This window comes from Pontibacter chitinilyticus (assembly GCF_039748935.1).
Lineage (GTDB): Bacteria > Bacteroidota > Bacteroidia > Cytophagales > Hymenobacteraceae > Pontibacter > Pontibacter chitinilyticus.
The window spans coordinates 50,737-71,691 of sequence record NZ_JBDIZJ010000007.1 but is presented as its reverse complement, the minus strand read 5'-3'; the positions used below and the strand labels follow the sequence as shown (position 1 = coordinate 71,691).

General features: G+C 48.9%; 21 protein-coding genes. 7 read left to right on the top strand and 14 right to left on the bottom strand.

From position 1 onward, the window contains the following. Positions 1 to 80 precede the first annotated feature (80 nt). Positions 81 to 272: a cold-shock protein gene (locus tag ABDW72_RS12215; protein ID WP_347158849.1), complete on the bottom strand. Its 192-nt coding sequence runs from the start codon at positions 270 to 272 to the stop codon at positions 81 to 83. Positions 273 to 499: 227 nt separating this feature from the next. Between ABDW72_RS12215 and ABDW72_RS12210 the strand changes: the two genes are divergently transcribed. Continuing rightward, positions 500 to 910, top strand: coding sequence for a hypothetical protein (locus tag ABDW72_RS12210; RefSeq protein ID WP_347158848.1), 411 nt, complete (start codon positions 500 to 502; stop codon positions 908 to 910). 29 nt (positions 911 to 939) lie between these two features. On the opposite strand, the gene ABDW72_RS12205 is transcribed toward ABDW72_RS12210, so the two are convergent. Continuing rightward, the gene (locus ABDW72_RS12205) at positions 940 to 1,419 is read right to left on the bottom strand and encodes a DinB family protein (RefSeq protein ID WP_347158847.1); all 480 of its coding nucleotides are present in this window, start codon (positions 1,417 to 1,419) and stop codon (positions 940 to 942) included. Positions 1,420 to 1,645: 226 nt separating this feature from the next. Between ABDW72_RS12205 and ABDW72_RS12200 the strand changes: the two genes are divergently transcribed. Next, entirely contained in the window at positions 1,646 to 2,566 is a 921-nt protein-coding gene (locus ABDW72_RS12200; RefSeq protein ID WP_347158846.1) for a cation diffusion facilitator family transporter, read from the top strand. Between the two features lie 237 nt (positions 2,567 to 2,803). Here the strand turns inward: ABDW72_RS12200 and ABDW72_RS12195 are convergent, their stop codons facing one another. Further along, on the bottom strand, positions 2,804 to 3,136 hold the full coding sequence (locus ABDW72_RS12195) for a thioredoxin family protein (RefSeq protein WP_347158845.1): 333 nt from the start codon (positions 3,134 to 3,136) through the stop codon (positions 2,804 to 2,806). Between the two features lie 184 nt (positions 3,137 to 3,320). On the opposite strand from ABDW72_RS12195, the gene ABDW72_RS12190 reads away from it, so the two are divergent. Continuing rightward, positions 3,321 to 3,767: a nucleoside deaminase gene (locus ABDW72_RS12190; protein ID WP_347158844.1), complete on the top strand. Its 447-nt coding sequence runs from the start codon at positions 3,321 to 3,323 to the stop codon at positions 3,765 to 3,767. A 252-nt stretch (positions 3,768 to 4,019) separates the two neighbouring features. Next, a complete protein-coding gene (locus ABDW72_RS12185; protein WP_347158843.1) occupies positions 4,020 to 4,289 on the top strand; it encodes a hypothetical protein in 270 nt (89 codons plus the stop codon). Positions 4,290 to 4,385: 96 nt separating this feature from the next. Here ABDW72_RS12185 and ABDW72_RS12180 read toward each other — a convergent pair whose 3' ends face one another. After that, positions 4,386 to 4,817: a hypothetical protein gene (locus ABDW72_RS12180; protein ID WP_347158842.1), complete on the bottom strand. Its 432-nt coding sequence runs from the start codon at positions 4,815 to 4,817 to the stop codon at positions 4,386 to 4,388. A gap of 451 nt (positions 4,818 to 5,268) precedes the next feature. On the opposite strand from ABDW72_RS12180, the gene ABDW72_RS12175 reads away from it, so the two are divergent. Both ABDW72_RS12175 and ABDW72_RS12170 read left to right on the top strand, forming a co-directional pair. After that, positions 5,269 to 5,697 (top strand): hypothetical protein, encoded by a 429-nt coding sequence (locus tag ABDW72_RS12175; protein ID WP_347158841.1) that lies wholly within the window; start codon positions 5,269 to 5,271, stop codon positions 5,695 to 5,697. A gap of 337 nt (positions 5,698 to 6,034) precedes the next feature. Beyond that, entirely contained in the window at positions 6,035 to 6,538 is a 504-nt protein-coding gene (locus tag ABDW72_RS12170) for a cupin domain-containing protein (protein WP_347158840.1), read from the top strand. 108 nt (positions 6,539 to 6,646) lie between these two features. Here ABDW72_RS12170 and ABDW72_RS12165 read toward each other — a convergent pair whose 3' ends face one another. From ABDW72_RS12165 to ABDW72_RS12135, 7 genes are all read right to left on the bottom strand, one after another. After that, complete coding sequence (locus ABDW72_RS12165; RefSeq protein ID WP_347158839.1) at positions 6,647 to 7,315, bottom strand: SGNH/GDSL hydrolase family protein; 669 nt, start codon at positions 7,313 to 7,315, stop codon at positions 6,647 to 6,649. 157 nt (positions 7,316 to 7,472) lie between these two features. Continuing rightward, positions 7,473 to 8,162, bottom strand: a complete 690-nt coding sequence (locus tag ABDW72_RS12160) for a 2'-5' RNA ligase family protein (RefSeq protein WP_347158838.1) — start codon at positions 8,160 to 8,162, stop codon at positions 7,473 to 7,475. Positions 8,163 to 8,191: 29 nt separating this feature from the next. Further along, positions 8,192 to 9,049, bottom strand: a complete 858-nt coding sequence (locus ABDW72_RS12155) for a DUF5694 domain-containing protein (protein ID WP_347158837.1) — start codon at positions 9,047 to 9,049, stop codon at positions 8,192 to 8,194. A 74-nt stretch (positions 9,050 to 9,123) separates the two neighbouring features. Next, the gene (locus ABDW72_RS12150; protein WP_347158836.1) at positions 9,124 to 9,999 is read right to left on the bottom strand and encodes a WG repeat-containing protein; all 876 of its coding nucleotides are present in this window, start codon (positions 9,997 to 9,999) and stop codon (positions 9,124 to 9,126) included. Between the two features lie 158 nt (positions 10,000 to 10,157). After that, positions 10,158 to 11,222 (bottom strand): 2Fe-2S iron-sulfur cluster-binding protein, encoded by a 1,065-nt coding sequence (locus tag ABDW72_RS12145; protein WP_347158835.1) that lies wholly within the window; start codon positions 11,220 to 11,222, stop codon positions 10,158 to 10,160. Positions 11,223 to 11,298: 76 nt separating this feature from the next. Beyond that, the gene (locus ABDW72_RS12140) at positions 11,299 to 12,663 is read right to left on the bottom strand and encodes a carboxypeptidase-like regulatory domain-containing protein (protein ID WP_347158834.1); all 1,365 of its coding nucleotides are present in this window, start codon (positions 12,661 to 12,663) and stop codon (positions 11,299 to 11,301) included. Beyond that, on the bottom strand, positions 12,650 to 13,249 hold the full coding sequence (locus ABDW72_RS12135) for an RNA polymerase sigma factor (RefSeq protein ID WP_347158833.1): 600 nt from the start codon (positions 13,247 to 13,249) through the stop codon (positions 12,650 to 12,652). Before ABDW72_RS12135 ends, ABDW72_RS12140 begins: the two co-directional genes overlap by 14 nt. Before the next feature lie 97 nt (positions 13,250 to 13,346). On the opposite strand from ABDW72_RS12135, the gene ABDW72_RS12130 reads away from it, so the two are divergent. Next, positions 13,347 to 15,236: a vWA domain-containing protein gene (locus ABDW72_RS12130; protein WP_347158832.1), complete on the top strand. Its 1,890-nt coding sequence runs from the start codon at positions 13,347 to 13,349 to the stop codon at positions 15,234 to 15,236. A 260-nt stretch (positions 15,237 to 15,496) separates the two neighbouring features. On the opposite strand, the gene ABDW72_RS12125 is transcribed toward ABDW72_RS12130, so the two are convergent. The 3 genes from ABDW72_RS12125 to pulA form a co-directional block, all read right to left on the bottom strand. Next, positions 15,497 to 16,705 carry an aldose epimerase family protein gene (locus tag ABDW72_RS12125; RefSeq protein WP_347158831.1) on the bottom strand — a complete coding sequence of 403 codons (1,209 nt, stop codon included), beginning with the start codon at positions 16,703 to 16,705 and terminating at the stop codon, positions 15,497 to 15,499. A 49-nt stretch (positions 16,706 to 16,754) separates the two neighbouring features. Beyond that, entirely contained in the window at positions 16,755 to 18,611 is a 1,857-nt protein-coding gene (locus ABDW72_RS12120) for a glycoside hydrolase family 13 protein (protein ID WP_347158830.1), read from the bottom strand. A gap of 251 nt (positions 18,612 to 18,862) precedes the next feature. Then, a complete protein-coding gene (gene pulA, locus ABDW72_RS12115) occupies positions 18,863 to 20,800 on the bottom strand; it encodes a type I pullulanase (RefSeq protein WP_347158829.1) in 1,938 nt (645 codons plus the stop codon). Positions 20,801 to 20,955: the final 155 nt, after the last annotated feature.

Sequence of the window (20,955 nt, the reverse complement as noted above, 5' to 3'; positions counted from 1 at the left end):
AGCAAGTATAAAGTGGCTATAAACAAAAAGCCTTACACATCAATGTGTAAGGCTTTTTGTAAGTGACTTGTATATGTAAATCAGATGCGTTTTACATTAACTGCATTCAGTCCTCTTTTCCCTTCTTTGAGTTCAAAGGTTACGTCGTCATTTTCTCTGATTTCGTCTATCAGACCGGTTACGTGTACGAAGTACTCCTGGTTTGATTCGTCGTCTTTAATAAAACCGAAGCCTTTGGCGTCATTAAAGAATTTTACTTTTCCTTTATTCATGATATTGATTTTTATACACCTATAGACGTTTGGGCGAAAGAAAATGTTCGTTTTTTGAAAAAAAATAGGAAAATTTTTTAAAAGTTGGCTTTAAACGCTTTCAGGTGCTGTTTTAAGTTGCAAAACATCCGGCTTAGTTCGGGTATTTACAGGGTAAACCCCTTATTTTGCCCGGCTTTTCGTGCTACCTTTAGGCACTAAACCAAAATAGCTTATTCATACTTACTATGCTACTGCACAAAGACGGGTTAATTGAACTGAATTATGAAGTAGCAACCGATATTTTAACCGTCTGCTGGCCCGATATGACCGGCTTTACCCGTTCCGAAATAGGATACGCCCTTCAGAAACTGATCGATACCCTGAAGCACTACGATATCAAAAAACTCCTGATCGATGCCAGAAGCAGGGTAGTGGAGTTGCCCGAAGAGGAGTATGCTGATTTGATGCTGGACTTTAGCCGCAACCTGCTCTCTACCCGCCTGATGAAAGTGGCCCGCCTGCAGACGTTAGACATGAGCAGAGAGAAGAAAGTAGAAAGGGCTACTGCAAAAGTAGAAAAGCAAGTGCAGATCGATATTCCGTATAAAAGCTTTGCCGACGAAGTAAGTGCCCTGGCATGGCTACGGGAGGATTAACATCTCTGCTAAGCTTCGGATACCTGCCTTTAAGTCCATTCGCCCAGTAACCTGCGCACCACTATTATTTCGCCCAAATGGTAGGCATTGTGCTGCGCTAATACCTGGGCCTCGCGCAACAGGGTCTGGCCGTCGCCATGTGTAATGGGGGCATACAGATCATTCTTCGGGTCCTGCACTAGCTGGATCATCTCTTCCAACTCGTCAGCCAAAGCATCTAAGGTGCGGTTCAGCGCCTGCTGGTTGGCAGGAGCTTCGGCATCAGGCCAGTACTCATCGGGCCATGCTGGTGACTGATGCTCCGGATTACGGCTAAACTCCAGAATGTCCCATTGTGCTATGCGCAGGTGTTCAAGTAATTGCCACAAGGTATACGGCAGTTTCTCTGGCTTACGTCCGGCATCTGCCAGCGTTATACCCTGCACAATTTCCTCCATCGGCCGGAACGACTGGCCGCCCCGCAGCAGTGCTGTCAGGTGTTCCCTAAGTTGTTGTTGATCGTCTTTCATATTATAGCTTCTGTTATGGCTTGTTGTAGTTTACGCCAGTTAGGCAACTGTGGCTGGAAGCTTCGCTCATGCTGTTGCTGTTCTAAGCAGCTATAACTAACAGGCACACTGCTTCTAAAGAAAATTAGCCGTTTGATAAATACTGCGGTGCTGCTATAGCGGAGGCTCAAAAGTTAACAATGCGCGCGGCTTAGGCGTTTAAGATAACTCTATTTAAACTGTTCTCATGGCGGCGTCTAAAGTTCCGATTTATACAGCATTGTTTGCAAACCTGGCGATTGCCATTACCAAATTTATTGCAGCGTTCATCACGGGGAGCTCTGCCATGATTTCGGAGGGGATTCACTCCCTGGTAGATACAGGCAATGAAGTGCTGTTGCTATTGGGCATAAGCCGGAGCCAGAAGCCAGCTGATGCGGTCCGGCCGTTTGGCTATGGCAAGGAGTTATACTTCTGGGCCTTTATCGTGTCGTTGCTGATCTTTGCTGTAGGAGGTGGTATTTCGCTCTACGAAGGCATTCTGCACCTGCTGGAACCTGAGCCCATCGAGCAGCCCTTCTGGAATTATTGTGTACTTGGCGTTGCGATGGTGTTTGATGGTATCTCTTTTATCACCGCCATCAAAGAGTTTAACCGGCAGCGGGGCGACCAACCCTTTTGGGAAGCAGTAAACCGCAGCAAAGATCCTTCTACGTTTGTGGTTTTGTTTGAAGACGCCGCTGACGTGATTGGCTTGTTTGTCGCTTTTATGGGCATTTTTCTTGGGCAGGTGCTCCACAACCCTTATCTCGATGGAGTCGCCTCTATCATTATCGGGCTGTTGCTCATTGGGGTATCCCTGTTGCTTGCCCGCGAGAGCCGGAGCCTGCTGATGGGCGAAAGCGCTGATACGGAGCAACTGAAGGCCGTCGTTGCTTTAGCAGAAGCCGATGATGCAGTGCAGAAGGTAGTGCACGCCCCATCGATGCACCTGGCGCCGGAAGAAATAATCGTGGTGCTGCTTATCACTTTTCATGATCAGCTGCAAAGCACCGATGTGGCGGATGCTGTAAACAGGATTAGAAAAAAGATACAGCAGGATCATCCGCTTTTCAAGCAGATATTTATTCAGCCCCAGTTGCCGCCTGGCAAAGACATTCCGGTCTAGGAAAAAAGTACCTATACCTATAGATGTTACTCGCCTGAGCACAGGCAAAGGCCATAGAATTACTGGAGCGGAGTATAAAAGCTAAGTTTGTTTTGAGCGATCAGGTTGTGGCAATCAGAAAAACAGCACGAACTCTGAAGCGGAGGTGAAAGGCGGTGTGATCGTACGCGGGAATAATGCTGTTGAGCTACTAACGGAACAAGCTTGCTGACCTGGTACTGTTCAGCTAATTTTAAATTAAGCCCTGGGAATGAGTAGTTTATCCAGCAAGCCTTTCAGCTCTTCAGCAGTTTTTACAAGTCCACACTCCTGCAGCATTCCTTTCCGGTAAATGGCGATGAAGGGTGTTCCTGTCAGGCGCACCTCATTACGCGACACTGGATTTTCAGAGGCATTCATCCGCAGAAACAGTACACCTTTGTAAGCTATATCCTCTGCTAAAGCTTTGTAGAAGGGAGCTAGTTTTTTACACACCGGGCATTTCTCGTCCACAAACTTTACTATCACATATTCATACTTGTAAACGAGCGACCTGAGGTCTTCGTCACTTGCTTTATCTACTATAGGCATTGTGTGTTTAGTTATAACTTTGTAAACGGGAGTCGTTGCTACCAAGTTAAACTAACTAATTCACATATGAAAATTACCGCCTGAGCCGACGCTGGTCTGCATCGGCGCAGTTTTGGTAATAACAGCCGCCTAAACCGGCAATGCGTATAGCACCACTAATAAAATGATAAACAATTTTAAGCGTATGGAAAATAAAGACGAATTTTTACAGGCGGCCTTAGAAGAGGCACAAAAAGGCTATGCCAAAGGCGGAATTCCAATTGGATCGGTGCTGGTATATGAGGGGCGTATACTTGGTAGGGGACACAATAAACGGGTGCAGGAGGGAAGCGTAGTTTTACATGGTGAAATGGATGCCCTGGAAAATGCTGGCCGCCAACCCGCTGCGGTATACCAGCAATGCACGCTCTATACCACGCTGTCGCCATGTCCGATGTGCTCCGGCACCATCTTGTTGTATGGCATACCACGGGTAGTCATTGGCGAAAATAGAACCTTTATGGGAGAAGAAGAACTGCTCAGATCGAGAGGCGTAGCGGTAACTGTAGCCGACAACCAGGACTGTTATGAGCTGATGCAACAATTCATCCGGGAGCAACCTACCCTTTGGAATGAGGACATTGGCGTGTAGCGCTACATCGCCAATGTTGTAAGTCTCACAAGTCCTGCATCCATCTGCTTAATAAAGCAATAGTGAAGTAGTCGCTTTATACTTCAAGTTTAATTAATATGAAAAATTAAATAAGATGTGCTACATAGCGATTGTAGCTCGTTCTCAAATTTAATTCTTCTAATATAGATAATATATATTAAATTAATCTTCTATTAAATTGAACTATAGTAGGGCTGAAAATGTCTGTTTAGTAAGCAGTAAATAAGGACTATGATGGAGCTAGAAAAAATTCAGGAAGGATTACTAAACAGCAACACATTATTGCTGAAGTATCATGAAAAAGGAGTGGAGTGCTCTTTTGTGCAGGAAGGACTTGTGAGGAATAATATTCTTATCAAGGATCCTGTGTTAGCAGAGGCGCTGACAAGCAAGAGCGTGAATGGTATCATTGAGGGAGATAATCTGCATATGCTACGAAGCAACTACGGCTGGTTTACATTAAGTGTGAGAACCAAACGGCTTTATCAGGAATTACAGTAAACAACTCGCATAATACGGCATTTTTACACAATATACATGCGCCCGGCAACAGACCTAAATCCTGTTGCCGGGCTTTTTTATAGTGCAGCGCCTGGTTTAGAACGCCTGTACTTCCGGCAGTTGCACAGCATTAAGTGATGGGAAAAGCCACGTCAGTGCCTCCTGTTCTGTAACAAATAGTTCTATGGGTACCTTTCTCCCGAAAATACGATATACCCTATCACGTATGGGAGAATTGTGTTGTACCTGTGCTTTGTGGGCGTACACGATGGCTACCTGCCTGAGGGAGCATTGTGACAGCAGAAAAGCCAGGTACTCTGAAACCCATTTGTGATCCGTTAGTTCACGCGTATTCAGCAACGACGCATCGTAGAGCCAGAACGAGACCTGCTGTGCTTGAATAATACTATACAGGCGTAACATTTCTTCCTGGTAAACGGCGCTGCTGGCAGGGCACTGCCATTTGCTATGCAACAACTGCCTGGCAGTATCTACCTGACAGGCCAGCTTTTCCTTTGCTTCTTCCATACCCTTACTGGGCTATACTTTAAGTTATAAGTTGTATTTCAAATTCCTGACCAATTTTGCTTTAAAGTGGTGGCTGACTATAAATAAAGTGCTGGTATAAAATGGCTAACCTCAAAACAGCGCCTGCATATCCTTTACTCGTGAGAGCCACTCCTTGGCGGCAGCTGACCAAAGCAGCGCGACAGGAGCAGCGCCCTTTTTTCCCTTTTTGAGCAAATACTTTCCATTTCCGGGAGCCAGAAGTATAGCCGCGGCTGCGCTAGCATAATTTGCAGCCACAAAAGAGCTTTCGCAAGTACTTAGAATGCTGTTATGCAATGTATTAGTTTCTTCTGCTGTGCCAACGCAAAAATCAGGCACACTATTTATATACCTGTTCCTGGTTAGCTGCCGTGTGCCGATTTTCCTGTACTGATGCACTGTAGCGGAAGACCGGACAATAAACAAAAACATGATGACAGGTTCAGACAACGAACAAGTTACGCTTCAGCTATTCTGCCGGACAGCGCTTTTTAGCCTGCATTTCAACTCCTGGCACAAGGTAGCAGTGTTTGCCTGGCAGAAGCCTGTTAGCAGTGCACAGTACCGGCAGGGAATGCTATGGCTGAACGAATACGTGCTCACTAACCGTATCCGTTATGTACTCCTGGATTATCGCAAAACGTCTTCCATATTGCCAGCCGATAATGTGTGGGCTACGGCCACCTTCTCTCATACATTGTCTGCCTCTACCATAGAGCGGGTGGCGTATGTATGCTCTGCTGCCGCAGACCCAGGCAGTACAACAGTACAACAGCACATGGAAAGGCAGCTTCAGCAAAACCTGTGCATCAGCGGCTTCACAGACGACGCACCGGCCCTTGCGTGGCTCATTTCCTGAATACCTTTTATACTTGCAGGTAGCTGCTTGGCCTCCTATCTATTATTTCCTAATCTGATTTAAGAATACCATCCTGCAATCGTGCAGTTGCCGACTGGTTGCTGCTTCTCTTCTCCTGTATTGCTCCTAACCTCAAAACTAAGCAGCTCCTCAGGGCTACTGTTTGCTTATTTTGTATGTATTATACTTCAGGTGCTTTGGCTTTGTTAGTCTGATTACGGTCGCGAGCAGGACCTCTACACGTAATTGCCAGTCAAAAACTGGTGGTTTAAAAATTTATATGCAATTTTAGGAGGAAGAGTACGTAACAAGCAATCTATAAACAGTTTCATACTACATGAGTAACGAACGAGATAAGCAGCAACTATTTGACGAAATGGAGCAGAAACTGCAGGTGCAGGGCTTCACCATCGACAAGCAGGACCAGACACGCCCATGGGGCGGTTTTTTCGTGATAAACGAAGACCAGGCACAGCAGTTTGCCAATACATACTTTGATGGAATGCCTATTGAGCAACTAAAAATTTCGGGCAAGCTGAGCCCGAAGATTCTGATTGTGGCTCCTGAAAAACGTCTCTCCTGGCAGTACCACCACCGCCGTGCCGAAATATGGAAAGTAGTGCAGGGGAAAGTGGGAGTAGTAACCAGCGATACTGACGAAGAAGGTGATCTGAAAGAACTGGAACCAGGTGAGTTGATCACGCTGAAACAAGGTGAGCGCCACCGCCTGGTAGGTCTGAAAGAATGGGGCGTATTAGCCGAAATCTGGCAACACACAGATGTTGAACTGCCATCCGACGAAGATGATATCGTACGCGTGCAGGACGATTTCGGGCGTTAAAAGCAACGTATAGAGATTCAAAAAGCCCGCTGCCTACTGCATCAGCAGATCAGGCAGCGGGCTTTTTATTTTAGTATGCATTCCTCCTACGGGATTCACGCATTTGTTTTAGCGTTGTTCCAATGCTTTGGCAATAGCCTTCTTCACGAGCCCTTCCATAACCGTATAGCCTTCCTTGTTCGGGTGTACGCCATCCTTAGAATAGGCCGCTTTCATACCGTTCCTTTCATCCGCCATTGCCGGGAAGTAGTCGAGGTAGATCATGTCGTTTTTAGCGGCGTAGTCTTTTATCCAGTTGTTAAGAGTAATGATTTTTTCAGCAGGCTGCAGACCCGGCTTCCAGGGATAATCATACACCGGCAGCACCGATGAGAGGATCACCTTGATGCCGTTTGCTTTGGCGAGCTGTGCCATGGAGGCGAGGTTGTCTTCAATCATCTCCAGGGTGGAAGGGCCGGTATTGCCGGCAATGTCGTTGGTGCCCGCCAGGATCACGACTGCTTTCGGCTTTAAAGCAATCACATCGGGGCGGAAGCGGATGAGCATTTGCGGTGTGGTTTGCCCACTGATGCCGCGGTCGATGTAGTTGTTGTTCTTAAAGAACTCGGGCGAGGCATTTATCCAGGCATCCGTGATGGAATTGCCCATAAACACCACGCGGTTTTCGTTGGCTGCCGGCGCTTTGAGTTGCATATTGGCCTCATGGTAGCGGCCCAGGTTAGCCCAATCGTCGCGCTGTTTGGTCCAGTTGTCGTACTCCTGCGCTTTCTGTTCCATTGTCTTTTCAGCTGGCTTAGCAGGTGCAGTTTGTTGGGCAAATGCCATGCTCCCGCTAAAAAGAAAGGCAGAAAGCAACAGAAGGGTTGGTTTAAATGATATCGTATCCATAGATTTTTCTGGTATAGATGAGGAATAGGTGTCGCTATGCAATGCTTTACGTTGATTTCAGCTTAAAACGATGCAACAACATTACATGTTCGTGCCTTTGGTACCAGTCATTGTAAACCAGTTCCAGCGCCTGCACAGTAAAAGTGCCAAAGTCGAAGCTTCTATACTTATCCAAGATAGCTAAATATTCTTTTTGCTGCTGGAGTTCTTTCCGGAAACGCACGACGGTAGCGTGGGCGGTTTGCAGCGCGTATCGTTTGTCGATGGTTTGCTCCACAGCAGCTGCCCGGAAGTTCTCCCTTAGGTTATTTCGCAACGTATGCAGCGCCTCGTTCTGTAAAAATCCCTGCACCATCACACATGAGGGTGAAGCGGTGATACCTTTGAACCGGACGGTGAACGGAGGGATACCTGCTATACTTTTCTGAACAAGTTCAACATAAACCGGAACAGAAATTTTCGTTAGCTCAAATCCGCTGTAGCAGGAGATGATGGACATCACCGTAATGTGCAGGTCCGTGTTCGGGTAATAATACTGCGCGGCATCCACGCTTTTCAGTTCGCTAAGAAACTGCTGTATTCTGTTCTTTACTTCCAGCGGCGGCCGAAGCAACAGCGTAATACCAAACCGCTCATCGTTGGCGGAGCTGATGAGTCTATCCGTTTCGCACCCTTCCTTTTTAATTTTGGTGGTGGAGGCTTGGTAGAGGTTGTCGTAGTAAGTGGTTAAATCCAAAAGGAGGTAAAGAGATAAATGATTTGCTTTTATTTTTTCAAGTATTTGTTCGCATCAATAACTGCAAATTCAGGGTCATCACTGAGGATGTTTTTCAAAGAACCAATATGCGCCACCCCTATAATCAGTAAAATCCTTTTAGGCTTTTGCCTCATCTGATTGGTGACAATATTAGAATAGATTTTATAATCCCTGTTTTTAAAGGCAGACGTCAGTTCGGCTCCTATATATCTTGGGTTGACAAAAGCAGTGTCAATCATTTCATCAGGGTTCTTAAAGGTTCCGTTGGTTATTCTCGCTGGCGTGATGTATCGCAGATGGTAAATCTTATTGTAGCTTTCAGGTTGGTTGAGGAAAATGAGGTAGTCTTTTAAAGACAAACTTCCATTTTGAAGCGCCGCATACTTCTCACCTACAATCTTTCTTAGCTCAAGGGTTTCGTTCTTATAAAGTCCTATATTGTCTCCATTATCTAAGATGCTCTGTGATGTCCCCCCGGGTGCATCAACGCAATAAACCTTTGGTAACTGAAGTTCTTTGCCAATGCGAAAAGCTAAAAGAAACACTTCACTTCTCCTATTCTCAATGTTTTGGAAATTCAGAGTTCCTTTTGAATACAGGTTAAATAAACTATCTGTTTCTGCTTGTTGTTCAGGTAATTTTTCAACCATAATCATGTCTGGTTTGTATTTAAGGATAAGTGAAGTGAATTCTTCTACTTCCTTTTGTCTTTTGGGAGTTAAAACATCTGTGTTCGGGTTATCCTCTTTATAGATTTGATTCAAATGGTCTGAGCCTACTATCAGTATTTCTGTCTTATTATTCTGAGCGAAAGCATTGAAGCATAGTCCAAGTACAAGAAGAGTAAGCCTAAGTCGAAGTTTCATTCTTTTTTGATAATTAACATAATTATATATAACGTACTTGGCTTTGCGGTGGCGTAGCTACCGTAAAGTTGTGGTTACCTTTTGTACTTTCTATTAAGTTCAGCCTTCACTTCTTCGTATTTATAAATCGGTTTAACCACCACCTTACCGCTTTTATCTATCGCCCCCCATTTTTCCTGTTGTTTTATAAGAGCATAGCCGCCGCTAAAATCTTCACAATAGTCAAAATGAACTGGAATTGCCACTTTACCACTTGGGTGAATAAAACCAAATTTGTCGCCAATCCTTGCTTTTGCTACCCCTTCGATGAAATCCCCAAATACCATGTACTCAAAGCCAGTTAGTTGTTCACCTTTTTTGTTGAATAGTGCTTGGCTTGTACCCGCGCTACCCTGAGTTACAACAAGTAGGCTGTCGTTAATCCACTTCAAATAACTGTACTCGCAAGGAATCAAAAACTTGCCGTTGCTATCCACAAGTCCGTGAAAACTTTTACTTGTACGAACATCCCCAACTGGTCCTTTGCCTATGATTGAATCTTGTGTTATAGTTACAATGTAGGTGTTGTTGTATTTTGTGATATGCCTGTATTCGGCAGGGACTTTAACCTTTTCATCTTTGGACATCACCCCCATGAAATATTCACCGAAGTATTTAGCCCTGTAGCCAAACAGGAATTCAGAAGAATCTAGGGGTTGTAGATATTGATATTTATAAGGTATGACCACTTTTCCATTATTATCTATAGCTCCTAGGCTGTCATTTTTAGCAACTATTGCAACTCCGTACCTGAACTTTGAAGCATATTGGAATTGCGGTTCGACTTTCACTACCCCTTGGTTATCTCTGTAACCCCAAAGAGTAGCTTCTCTAAATGGGTACAGGTCCTGCGAGTGACAGTCTAAAAAGATAAGCATCGCCAAAAGCGTCATAAGAATATACTTCATCATTGATGGAGATTTATAGTATGGAAGGTAACTAACTGCTAAACGGAAGTCTATTCGGCTTATCTGCATTATGTATAGAACTGCTATCGCTGCTGCAAGTAGACCCTAAAACTCCCTCTATCCAATATAGCAAAATTTCAGTAAGCACCTTCGTAAATTTTCTACAACACATCCAACACCACGTTGCCGCCAACCGGATAGCCGACGCAGGTGAGGGTGAGGCCTTTTTGCAGGTCTTTTTCTGTTAGCACCTCGTTGTACGATAGCCATACCTGGCCTTGCGTGCAGCGGGAGGCACAGCTGCCGCATTTTCCGGCTTCGCAGCTGTAGGGAATGGAGATATGTGCTTTTTTAGCAGCTTGCAGAATGGTCTGTGGGTACTGCACCTGCAGCCGGTACTCGGTGCCACGGAGGCGAAGAATAACGTCGTGCGGGGCAGTATCAGGCGGCAACACGTTGGGAGCTACTTTGGTGGTGCTGAAGCTCTCGCGGCGGATATTATCATTAGGAACATCTACCTGCCGCAGCGCATAAAAGCACATGCGCATGTAATTGGTGGGGCCGCAAAGGTAAAACAGTGTGTGCTGGAAAGCTGCCGTAGTATGTTGCCGTACCAGCAACTGTAGCAGGTCTTTGTACAAGCGGGCGCGGGTCAGGTCGGGAGAGTCACTGAAAAGCATCTGCAGCCGGAGCTGCTCCGGAAATAGCCCGGCAAGCTCCTCCAACTCTTTCCGGTAAATGGTATGCTGCGCTGAATGATTGCTGTACAGGAGCACGACATTGATCTGCGGATAAGCGAAAAGCAGCGTTTTAAGGAGGCTGTAAACAGGTGTGATGCCGCTACCCGCTGCCAGCAGAAACACCTGTTTATACTTGTCCATGTCGTTGGGGAGGGTAAAAAGGCCTGTGGCACCAATCGTCAGCAGCTTATCGCCTACTTGCGCTTTATCAACCAGCCGTCGTGAAAAAAGGCCGTTATCCACGCGTTTTACTCCAATAGCTAAAGGCTCCTGCAACACAGGCGTGGAGGTAATGGAGTAGGAACGCCTGATCTCCTGCCCGGCGCTCTGGTGTACAAATGTGAGGTACTGCCCCGGCTTGTACGTGATTGCTTTCGCATCATCGCCTCCGAACACAAAGGTCTTCACGCCGGGCACTTCTTCTACAATGCCGGTTATGGTGAGTGGTTTCAGGAGGGAGGATGTTGCTGGGATCGGGTCTGCCATGCGTTTTCTTTTTCTCTTACGCAGCACGGGCGTCCGGGGCTTCAGCGCGAAGTAGAAGCGAAGCATTTATACCTGGCTATTTAAAATGAACACTTACCTGCGCTTGTTGCGTCAGGGGCTGGTCGTTAGAGGTGGCGGCTTTCCAGGCAGGGCCTTCTTTTACCAGGCGTAGCGCTTCGGCATCACAGGCGGGGCAGAGACTCTTTTGTATATGGAAATCCTGCAACCTGCCATCTGTCCCTACGGTAAACTGCACAACCACTTTGCCTTTTCCCGGCACAGCCTGCCTGTGTTGTTCCAGGTATTTTTTATACTTGCGGGTGCCCATAATAGGCCTTGCAGGTACCACGACGGGCACTTCCTGCTGTTGCCGGGTGCTGCCGTAGCCCGTCACTACGACTTCTTCCAATGCCCGGATGTCGGGTTGCAGGCGCACATCGGCAGAACGGGCGTTTTGGTTCAGCTTCTTTTCTGCCGATACATAACCGATGTAGTTAAAGCGCAAGGTTTGCTCGCCTGCAGGCACCTGCAGGGCATACGCACCTGCTGAATCTGTGACAGTACCTGCCGCTGTACCATCCAGCACCACCGCTACCCCCGGCAGCGGCTCTCCCTCCGGCGACAGCACCTTGCCCGTAATTGTTTTATATTTGCCCTCGGCTACATCAGCCTGCAAAGACCTGCCGCCGCGAATGCTCACGCCTGCCACACGGCCCTGCAAAGTCCGCGAGATAGCAATAGATTCAGGTACAGTTTTATCCGCCAAGCTTCGCTGGTTAAGCAGATCAGCAGATGAGGTAGCAACAGGCACTGAATCCGGACTGATCTGATCATTTTGTATTAGCGGATGACTCTCTGCTATCTCCGCTAACGCTTTACCACCAGTAATTTCGTCCTGGGTCGTTATTATCTCTTCATCTGGTTTGATAACAGGCGAAATAGGCTTTACCTTGGCAGTAACAGCAGCCAGAGGTGCGGCGGAATCTGTTTTTATAGGATCTGTGCTAGATACAGCAGCTGGTGCTGCGCTTATGACAGGAGCAGACAGGTCCGTGGACTGCTTTATTTTAGCATCTACAGCCATAGTTTCAGGTGCAGGCGCCAGTTGATTAAAGTTATAGTATACCACGCCTGCTGCCGAGCATACCAGTAAAAGTATGGCGGCTGCTACCTGCCACACCGGCACCAACTGCTGCTTTTTACGCTGCTGTACCTGAGCGGCCACCTGGCGGTTAATAGCAGCTATGGCGGCTTTTGTACGGGTTAAATCGGCAAGAGTGAGGCCTTCCAGCACGTCGGTGCACAGTTCGCAGTCCAGCAGGTGATGCTCCAACTGGTGCTGCAGGGCAGGAGATGCGGTGGCGCTATGGTACTGCCGCAGCAGTTCCGTAGAGGGGTGGTCGCCTCCGTCCCAAAGTATGCGTTGCTTAACGTGGGGCATGGTTCTTCTCCATGTATAGTTTCAAATTCCGTTTGCCGTTCTGGATATAACTTTTCACCTTGCCGGCGTCATACCCGGTTTCGGCGGCAATCTCTTTGTAGCTCTTCTGCTGCAGGTAAAACAGCTCCACACACGTGCACTGTTCCGGGGGCAACTCCTGTAGCCCCTGTTGCAAAGCCTGTTCCGTTTCTTCGGTCTGCGCTGCCTCAGTAAGATGCAGCGGCTCGTAATTTTCCATAAGCAGCGGCGAAATAGCGTCTAAAGGCACAGGCTGCTTTCCCTTGCTGGCCCGCAGTTGCATCAGGCAGTGGTTTTTAGTTGTAACATACAGCCAGCCCTTAAAATTGCTGATCTCGTGCTGCAACAATGCCTGGGGCAGGAGTTCAAATACCTGCATGGCGGCATCTTTGCTCTCTTCCTCATTCTTCAGATACTTCAGGCACACCAGGTATACCATTTCTGAATGTCGCTGAAACAGCTCGCCTACATGCACCAGTTCTGCAGTCTGCCGGTACAGGCGGAGCAGTTCCGCGTCGTCAGGCGGCGGCTTGGTGCTGGAGAATAGCTTTAGAAAAAAGGGCGGCATCCGGAATCACTTTCCTAAAGAAAAGAATTTTTTTTCAGATGCGCTTATGGAAAAGCACCAGCTACGGCATCCTGTAAGAAACCAACGCACAAAACTCATGAAAAAGATTTTCTACATGCTGCTGTTCCTCCTGCTGGTGGGGCTGCAGGCGCAGGCACAAAGCAAAACGGTGTCGGGTACGGTTACGGATGCCACTACCGGACAGGCGCTACCCGGTGTGGCTGTCGCCATCAACAAAACAGCAAATGGCACCGTCACGGACCAGCAAGGCAAGTATAAGATCATGGTGCCCGGCGAGAAAGCGAAGCTGGTGTTCGCCTATATCGGCTATGTGCGCCAGGAGGTAAAAGTGGGCAAGCGGCAGGTGGTGGACGTGCAGCTGCAACCGGATATACAAACGCTGGAAGAAGTGGTGGTAACCGGCTATGGAACACAACGTGAGGGGCGTATGAATGGGGCTTTACAAGGAAGGGTGGCCGGTGTGGTTGCTACACAGAACTCGGTACGGTATGCTTCTCCATCTATACAGTATGACCAGGAAAGTAGTGGGAATTACAATACTGAGAACTACGCTTACATCAACGAAAACACCTTTCAGGAGGCGCGGAAGGTGCCGCTGTCTACCTTTTCCATAGACGTAGATAATGCCTCGTATAGTAATGTGCGCCGGTTTCTGAACAACGGACAGCAGCCGCCAGTTGATGCAGTGCGGGTGGAGGAGATGATCAACTACTTTCATTACGATTATCCGCAGCCGACCGGCAATGCGCCGTTCTCCGTCACAACCGAGCTCTCGGCCTGCCCCTGGAACAAGGCGCACCAGTTGCTGCACATCGGCCTAAAGGGCAAAGAGATCCCAACTGACAACCTGCCGCCGTCGAACCTGGTGTTTTTGGTGGATGTATCGGGCTCGATGGAGTCGCCGGACAAGCTGCCGCTGGTAAAAGCAGGATTAAAGCTGCTGGTGGAACAGTTACGGCCGCAGGACAAAGTGGCGCTGGTGGTGTATGCGGGCGCAGCCGGATTGGTATTACCTGCCACGGCCGGCAGCGAGAAAGCTAAAATCATGCGGGCCATCGATAACCTGGCTGCCGGCGGCTCTACGGCGGGAGGCGAAGGTATAAAACTCGCCTATAAAGTGGCGCAGGAACAGTTTAGGAAAGAAGGTAACAACCGCGTAATTCTGGCAACTGACGGCGACTTTAACGTAGGCGTGAGCAGCGACAGCGAACTGCAGCGGCTGATAGAGGAGAAGCGTGAATCAGGTGTGGCGCTGACGGTACTGGGCTTTGGAACTGGTAATTTAAAGGATGCCCGCATGGAGCAATTGGCCGATAAGGGCAACGGCAATTATGCGTATGTCGATAATATTCTGGAGGCGAAAAAGGTGTTTGTCAATGAGTTTGGCGGCACGCTCTTTACCATTGCCAAAGATGTGAAATTGCAATTGGAATTTAACCCGGCACAGGTAAAAGCATACCGACTGATCGGCTATGAGAACCGCACTTTGGCTGATAAAGACTTCAACGACGACAAAAAAGATGCCGGTGATATGGGCTCCGGCCACACCGTAACGGCTCTGTACGAGATCATACCGGCAAGTTCTAAAACCGCTGAGAAATATACCGGCAATGTGGATGATCTGAAGTACCAGCAAAGCAAGCTGAACCCGGCAGCAACCGCTGATGAGCTCCTGACGCTGAAACTGCGCTACAAAGACCCGAACGGAAGCCAAAGCAAACTGCTTACCCACACCGTGGCGGCACAAGCTATAGCCGCAAACAAAACATCTGACAACTTCCGGTTTTCGGCGGCGGTAGCGGCCTGTGGCATGCTGCTGCGCAACTCCGCACTGAAAGCTGATGCCACTTTCCCGATGGTGCTCCAACTGGCTGAAGGCGCCCGCGGCGAAGACAAAGAAGGCTATCGCATCGAGTTCATCAACCTGGTAAAATCCATGCACCTGCTTAGCCTAAATGAAGAGTAGCAGGTATACTATGGCTTGCGCTCCTGTTATACTTGTCATAACGTAAGCCATACTATACTTGTAAAACTGACGCCAACAGGCGCGATTCTTCAGATACGTGACAAAGTATTACGCGGAATCTCTGCCTCCACAGGCTCGCAGAAATCAGCAACAGCTGCCCTGTCCACTTCAGCAGGATTTTAAGTCGGGACAAGTATAAACAACAAGGCCCCGGCTATACTTGCCGGGGCCTTGTTGTTTATACTTATATGTGGCTGTTCTTACTGCGCCTGTGCTTGTGCAGGGGCTTCGTCTTTGGTTGAGAACTTATATACAGTGGATTCCTTGTATTGCTCGCCTGGTTTCAGGATAGTAGAAGGGAAGCTGGATTGATTTGGCGAATCAGGGAAGTGCTGCGTTTCCAGGGCAATGGCGTAGTTCTTGGTATACTTCTGGTCGCCTTTGCCGGTCAGGGTGCCATCGAGGAAGTTGCCGGTGTATACCTGAATGCCCGGCTGCGTGGTAGAAACTTCCATGTAGCGGCCGCTTGTCGGGTCGTATAAGGTTGCTGCCAGTTTCATGGTGCCATCTGCTCCGTTCAGCACATAGTTGTGATCATAGCCGCCCGGCACCTGGCCAATACGGGAGCCGATTGTTTGCGGCGTCGTAAAGTCCATCGGCGTGCCTTTCACGTCCGGCGACTTGCCGGTTGGGATGAGTGTCTCGTTCACCTCAGTATACTTATCCGCGTTAATTTGCAGCACATCATCCAGAATGCTGTTGTCTTTGCCGGCTGATAGGTTGAAGTAGCTGTGGTTGGTGAGGTTCAGCGGTGTAGCCTTATCGGTGGTAGCGTTATAATCTATCTTCAGCTCGTTGTCATCCGTTAAAGTATACACCACGGTGGTTTGCAGGTTGCCAGGGTAGCCTTCTTCCATGTCCTTGCTGGTATAGGTCAGCTTCAGGGCATTCTGATCTTCCATCGGCTCCACATTCCAGATCACTTTATCAAAACCTTTGGTGCCGCCGTGCAGGCTGTTCGGGCCATTGTTCTTGGCCAGTGTATACTCCTGACCGTCAAGCGTAAATTTGCCGTTGGCAATGCGGTTGCCGTAGCGGCCGATAAGGGCACCAAAGTAGGGGCCGCTCTTCGCATAAGCATCGCTCTGGTAACCGGAAATGCTGTCGAAGCCCAGCACTACATCACCCATGTTACCGCTTTTATCCGGCACCATAAGCGAGGTAATAATGCCGCCAAAGTCGCTGATCTTTACCTGCACGCCATTTTTGTTGGTTAGTGTATACAGGCTTACTTCCTGCCCGTCTTTTGTAGTGCCAAAAGGTTCTTTTTTGATTTTCATGTTAGTGTCTGTGGATGCGACAGCAGCAGTGTCTTCTTTTTTAGTTTCCTGGCTGTTGCAGCTTACGAGGCTGCCCATGCTCAGGCTGCCAAACAGCGCCAGCGCCAGGAGTGTGTTTCTTTTTTTCATAATGGAATAGTTCCGAGAGATTTTATAATGTGAATGTATAGAACTAAAGCTACTTTTTCAACTCCAGCACCAAAGTAGTTTTACCCGGCAGCTTCAGCGATTGCAAATTATTCATGTTTTCGCCGGTGGCAACATTGGTAGCGCTGGTAAAGCCGTTCATACGCTCAGCAAAGCGCTCGGTTTTGACAGTGCGTTCCTCGTCGGCTGTGTTCATCACCACCATCACCGTTTTATCAGGGTTGTAGCGGAAGTAAGTATACACGGCATCTTCCGGCACATACTGCATCAGCTTGCCGGTTTGCAATACCGGGTTATTCTTACGGTAGTTGGCCAGCGTTTTTACATAATCAAAAGCTTCCTGCTCTTGCTTGGTGCGCCCTGCAGCCGTAAACATATTCACCTTATCGCCGGTCCAGCCGCCTTTAAAATCTTCGCGCACTTTGCCATCGGGGTTCGAGTAATTCTTCATCAGCACCTCGGTCCCATAGTATAACTGCGGAATGCCGCGCGTGGTCAGCAGCCAGGCAATGCCCGATTTATACTTGTTCAGGTCTTCACCTATCACCGAATACCAACGGCTCAGGTCATGGTTGTCGAGGAATACGACATTGCGCGTCGCGTCCTGGTACTGGTAATCGCTGGCCAGGGTAGTGTAGAGTTTATTGACGCCTTCGTCCCAGCCAAACTTCTCGTTCATAGCTGCCTGTATGCCCCACAGCGTCTGGAAATCGGTTACACCCGGCAGGTGCGTGTCCAGGCCGCGGTTCACGGTATTGCCCTGGGTAAAGTATACTTGGTTGGGTACGCCGTGCACCCAAGTTTCGCCAAAGGAGTGGTAGCCCGGGTATTCATCCTGGATGGCCTTGCCCCAATCTGCCATATACTTTCCGTCGTTGTAGGCATAGGTGTCGATCCGGAAGCCATCCACACCAGCATACTCCACCCACCAGATGGTGCTTTGGGTAATGTAGTTCTGCACGTACGGGTTGTCCTGGTTCATGTCGGGCATGTGCGTATCGAACCAGCCGTTCTGCATCTGCTTTACATCGGCCTTGGCAGCGTAGGGGTCAAACACTGGCTGGTCTTTAAAGCTGGAGCGGGTGTACGCCGGCCACTGGTGCACCCAGTCTTTCATCGGCATATCGCGTACCGTCCAGTGCTGGCTGCCTACGTGGTTGGGTACGATGTCCTGAATCAGCTTCATGTGGCGCTTTTCTAGCTCATCACCTAGCTTTTTATACAGTTCGTTGCTGCCAAAGCGGGGATCTACCTGGTAGTTCTCTGTGTTGGCGTAGCCGTGGTAGGAGGCATGCGGCTGGTCGTTCTCCAGCACCGGGTTCAGCCACAGCGCTGTCACGCCCAGGTCCTGCAGGTAGTCCAGGTGGTCGAGAATGCCTTGTATGTCGCCGCCGTGGCGGTAGTACATCGAGTCGCGGGCCAGCGCTGTTTCCTGCAATCCCTTCACCACGTCGTTTTTGGGGTTGCCATTGGCAAAGCGGTCCGGCATGATCAGGTAAATAAAATCGGCGCTCGTGACAGGCACAATGTAGTTTGGGTCCTGGTTGCGGCTGCGCAGCTCATAGGTATAGCTCAGCGCCTTTTTACCTTTCTGCGTGAATTTAATTGGGAAGGAGCCTGCTTTCGCGGCAGGGGAGATGGTGAGGTCGAGGAACAGGTAATTCGGATTCTCTACTTTGTGTACCTCCTGCAACTGCACGCCCGGGTAGTTCAGGCTCACCTCGCGGCTGGCAATGTTATCGCCATGCACAATGAGTTGCAGCTTAGGATTGTGCATGCCTGCCCACCAGAACATCGGCTCTACGCGTTCCAGCGCCGGCAGCTTCTGGGCGAGGAGTTGTGCTGCCAAAAACAAGCAGCAGGAGAAAAGGATTAGTTTTAGTTTCATGAGTATTTATACTTAAATGATGATGCGTAAAGAACAAGTATGTATGGCTTTATCCGCAACTCTTTTACCAGGATCTGCAGGACGTAGGAAGGAGCAGGATTTCATCAGAAGACCATGTTGGTGCCAACAAGCAATAAAGAAAATGATCCTTTGCGGGTGCGCGCTTGCAAGTCGTATCATACTTTCGGTTAAGTAGAGGCACAAGCTGCAAGCTTGCGCCAGCAAATACGTCAGCACATGCTCATCAACGGCTATTGTTGAAACAACACCAGCATCGAAACCGGCGGCACTTCTACCTGGCCGCTTACCTTACGCTTTCCATCTAATGCGATTTCCTGCCCGGCTACCGCGGTTTGCCAGCTTCCTTCCAAAGTAACTGGTACAGCTGTTTGGGTAGCATTATAGTATACCCGAATGTTCTTCCAGCTATCCTTGTTGGCGTGGTCTTTCAGCACATAGCCGATGAAGCCGGGCTTTGTAGTGGTGAACTCCAGGTGCTTTTGCAGCATGTCTGTTGTTGGCATTCGAAAAGCTGGATGTGCTTTGCGTAAGGCGATCAGGCCCTTGTAGTAGTCATACACATCCTGGTGCTTGGTCTTCCAGTTCCAGTCTATCTGGTTGATCTCATCCGGCAGGTTATAGCTGTTGTGCTCTCCTTTTTTGGTGCGCAGCATCTCAGCCCCGGCATGCAGAAACGGAATACCCTGCGACGTTAGTACCACGGCGTTGGCCAGCTCGTCCATCTGTTGCAGCTGCGCTTCTGTAGCACCCGGATTGGAGATCTTTAGCTTGTCGTAAAGCGTCTGGTTGTCATGGCACGATACGTAGGAAACCGCTTGCCAGGGCTGACGGGCCCAAGGAGCCTTTGAATAGTTTACCTGCTTGTAGTTGATTTGCGGGTGGTTGGTGCTTCCGACAACGCCAAACTTCACCGATTCTTCCGTGTCTTTAGCGCCGCTCACAAAACCAGTGGATTTTTCTTCGAAGACAGATCCTTTCAAGCCATCGCGAATATCATCGCTGAAGGCGGCTATACTTTGTAGTTCTGTGGTGTTCGCCTTTATGGCCCTGAGTTTTTCAGGCAGGGGGCTGTCTCCGGCAGTCCATCCTTCGCCATAGATCAAAATGCTGGGGTTGATCTTCTTCAGCTCTTTAGCCAGCAGGTTCATGGTTTCGATGTCGTGCACGCCCATCAAGTCAAAGCGGAAGCCGTCGAGGTGGTACTCCTTTGCCCAATAGGCGCAGGACTCGATCATAAAGCGGCGCATCATAGCCCGTTCGCTGGCTGTTTCGTTGCCACAAGCTGTTGCATCCGATAAGCTGCCATCTGCTTTGTGCCTGTAATAATAACCGGGCACCTCCAGGTTAAAGTTAGAGCCTTCGGTTTGGCCGGTGTGGTTATACACCACATCCAGCACTACGCCCAGCCCTTTGTCGTGGAAGCCCTTTATCATTTGCTTAAACTCCCGGATGCGTACCTCCGCATGGTAAGGATCGGAAGAATAGGAACCTTCCGGCACATTGTAATTTTGCGGGTCGTAGCCCCAGTTGTATTGCGGTTTGTCGAGTGCCGTTTCGTCAATGGAGCGGTGGTCGAAGGCGGGGAGCAGGTGCACATGTGTTACGCCCAGCGCTTTGATGTGGTCGAGGCCGGTGGCCAGACCTGCAGGGTTGGTAGTGCCTTCCTCCACCAAACCCAGGAACTTGCCCGGATGGCTGCTGCCGCTGCTCTTGCTGGCTGTCAAGTCCCGCACATGTAGCTCATAGAGGATAGCGTCATTAGGCGACGCCAAAGTAGGGCCTTTGTCATTCTTCCAGTTCTGCGGGTTCGTCGTTGCCAAGTCCAGTATCATGGCACGCTTGCCGTTTACGCCTACGGCCGTTGCGTAGATGCCGGGTGTTTCCGCCAGCCAATGCCCATTTAGCTTTACCTGATATGTATAATAGGTGCCTTGCCAGTCTCCTTTTATACGTGCTTGCCACAGGCCGTTCTGCTCTTTTTGCAGCGGATGTGTTTCGAAAGGCTTCGCTTCGCCATCGCCTTGCTTGTATAAGTTTACCGTCACTGCCTCTGCCACCGGCGACCAAAGGCTGAAGGTGGTCTGTTGCGGCGTATACTTCGTCCACAGGTTGGCTTCTGTAGTTGCATAAGAGGCATAATCGGGAAGTGTTGCGGGGGCAAAGGCCATAAATAGGAGCGTTAATAACAGAAAGAACGGTATACGATAGCGCCTCGTCTTATTCTTCATCTTTTGCATCACAATTCAGCTAAATAGTTTTTAATTGATTCCTTCAGGCTCACAAATAGAATAGCCCATGATCCATTCTCTTCTAAAGCTACACA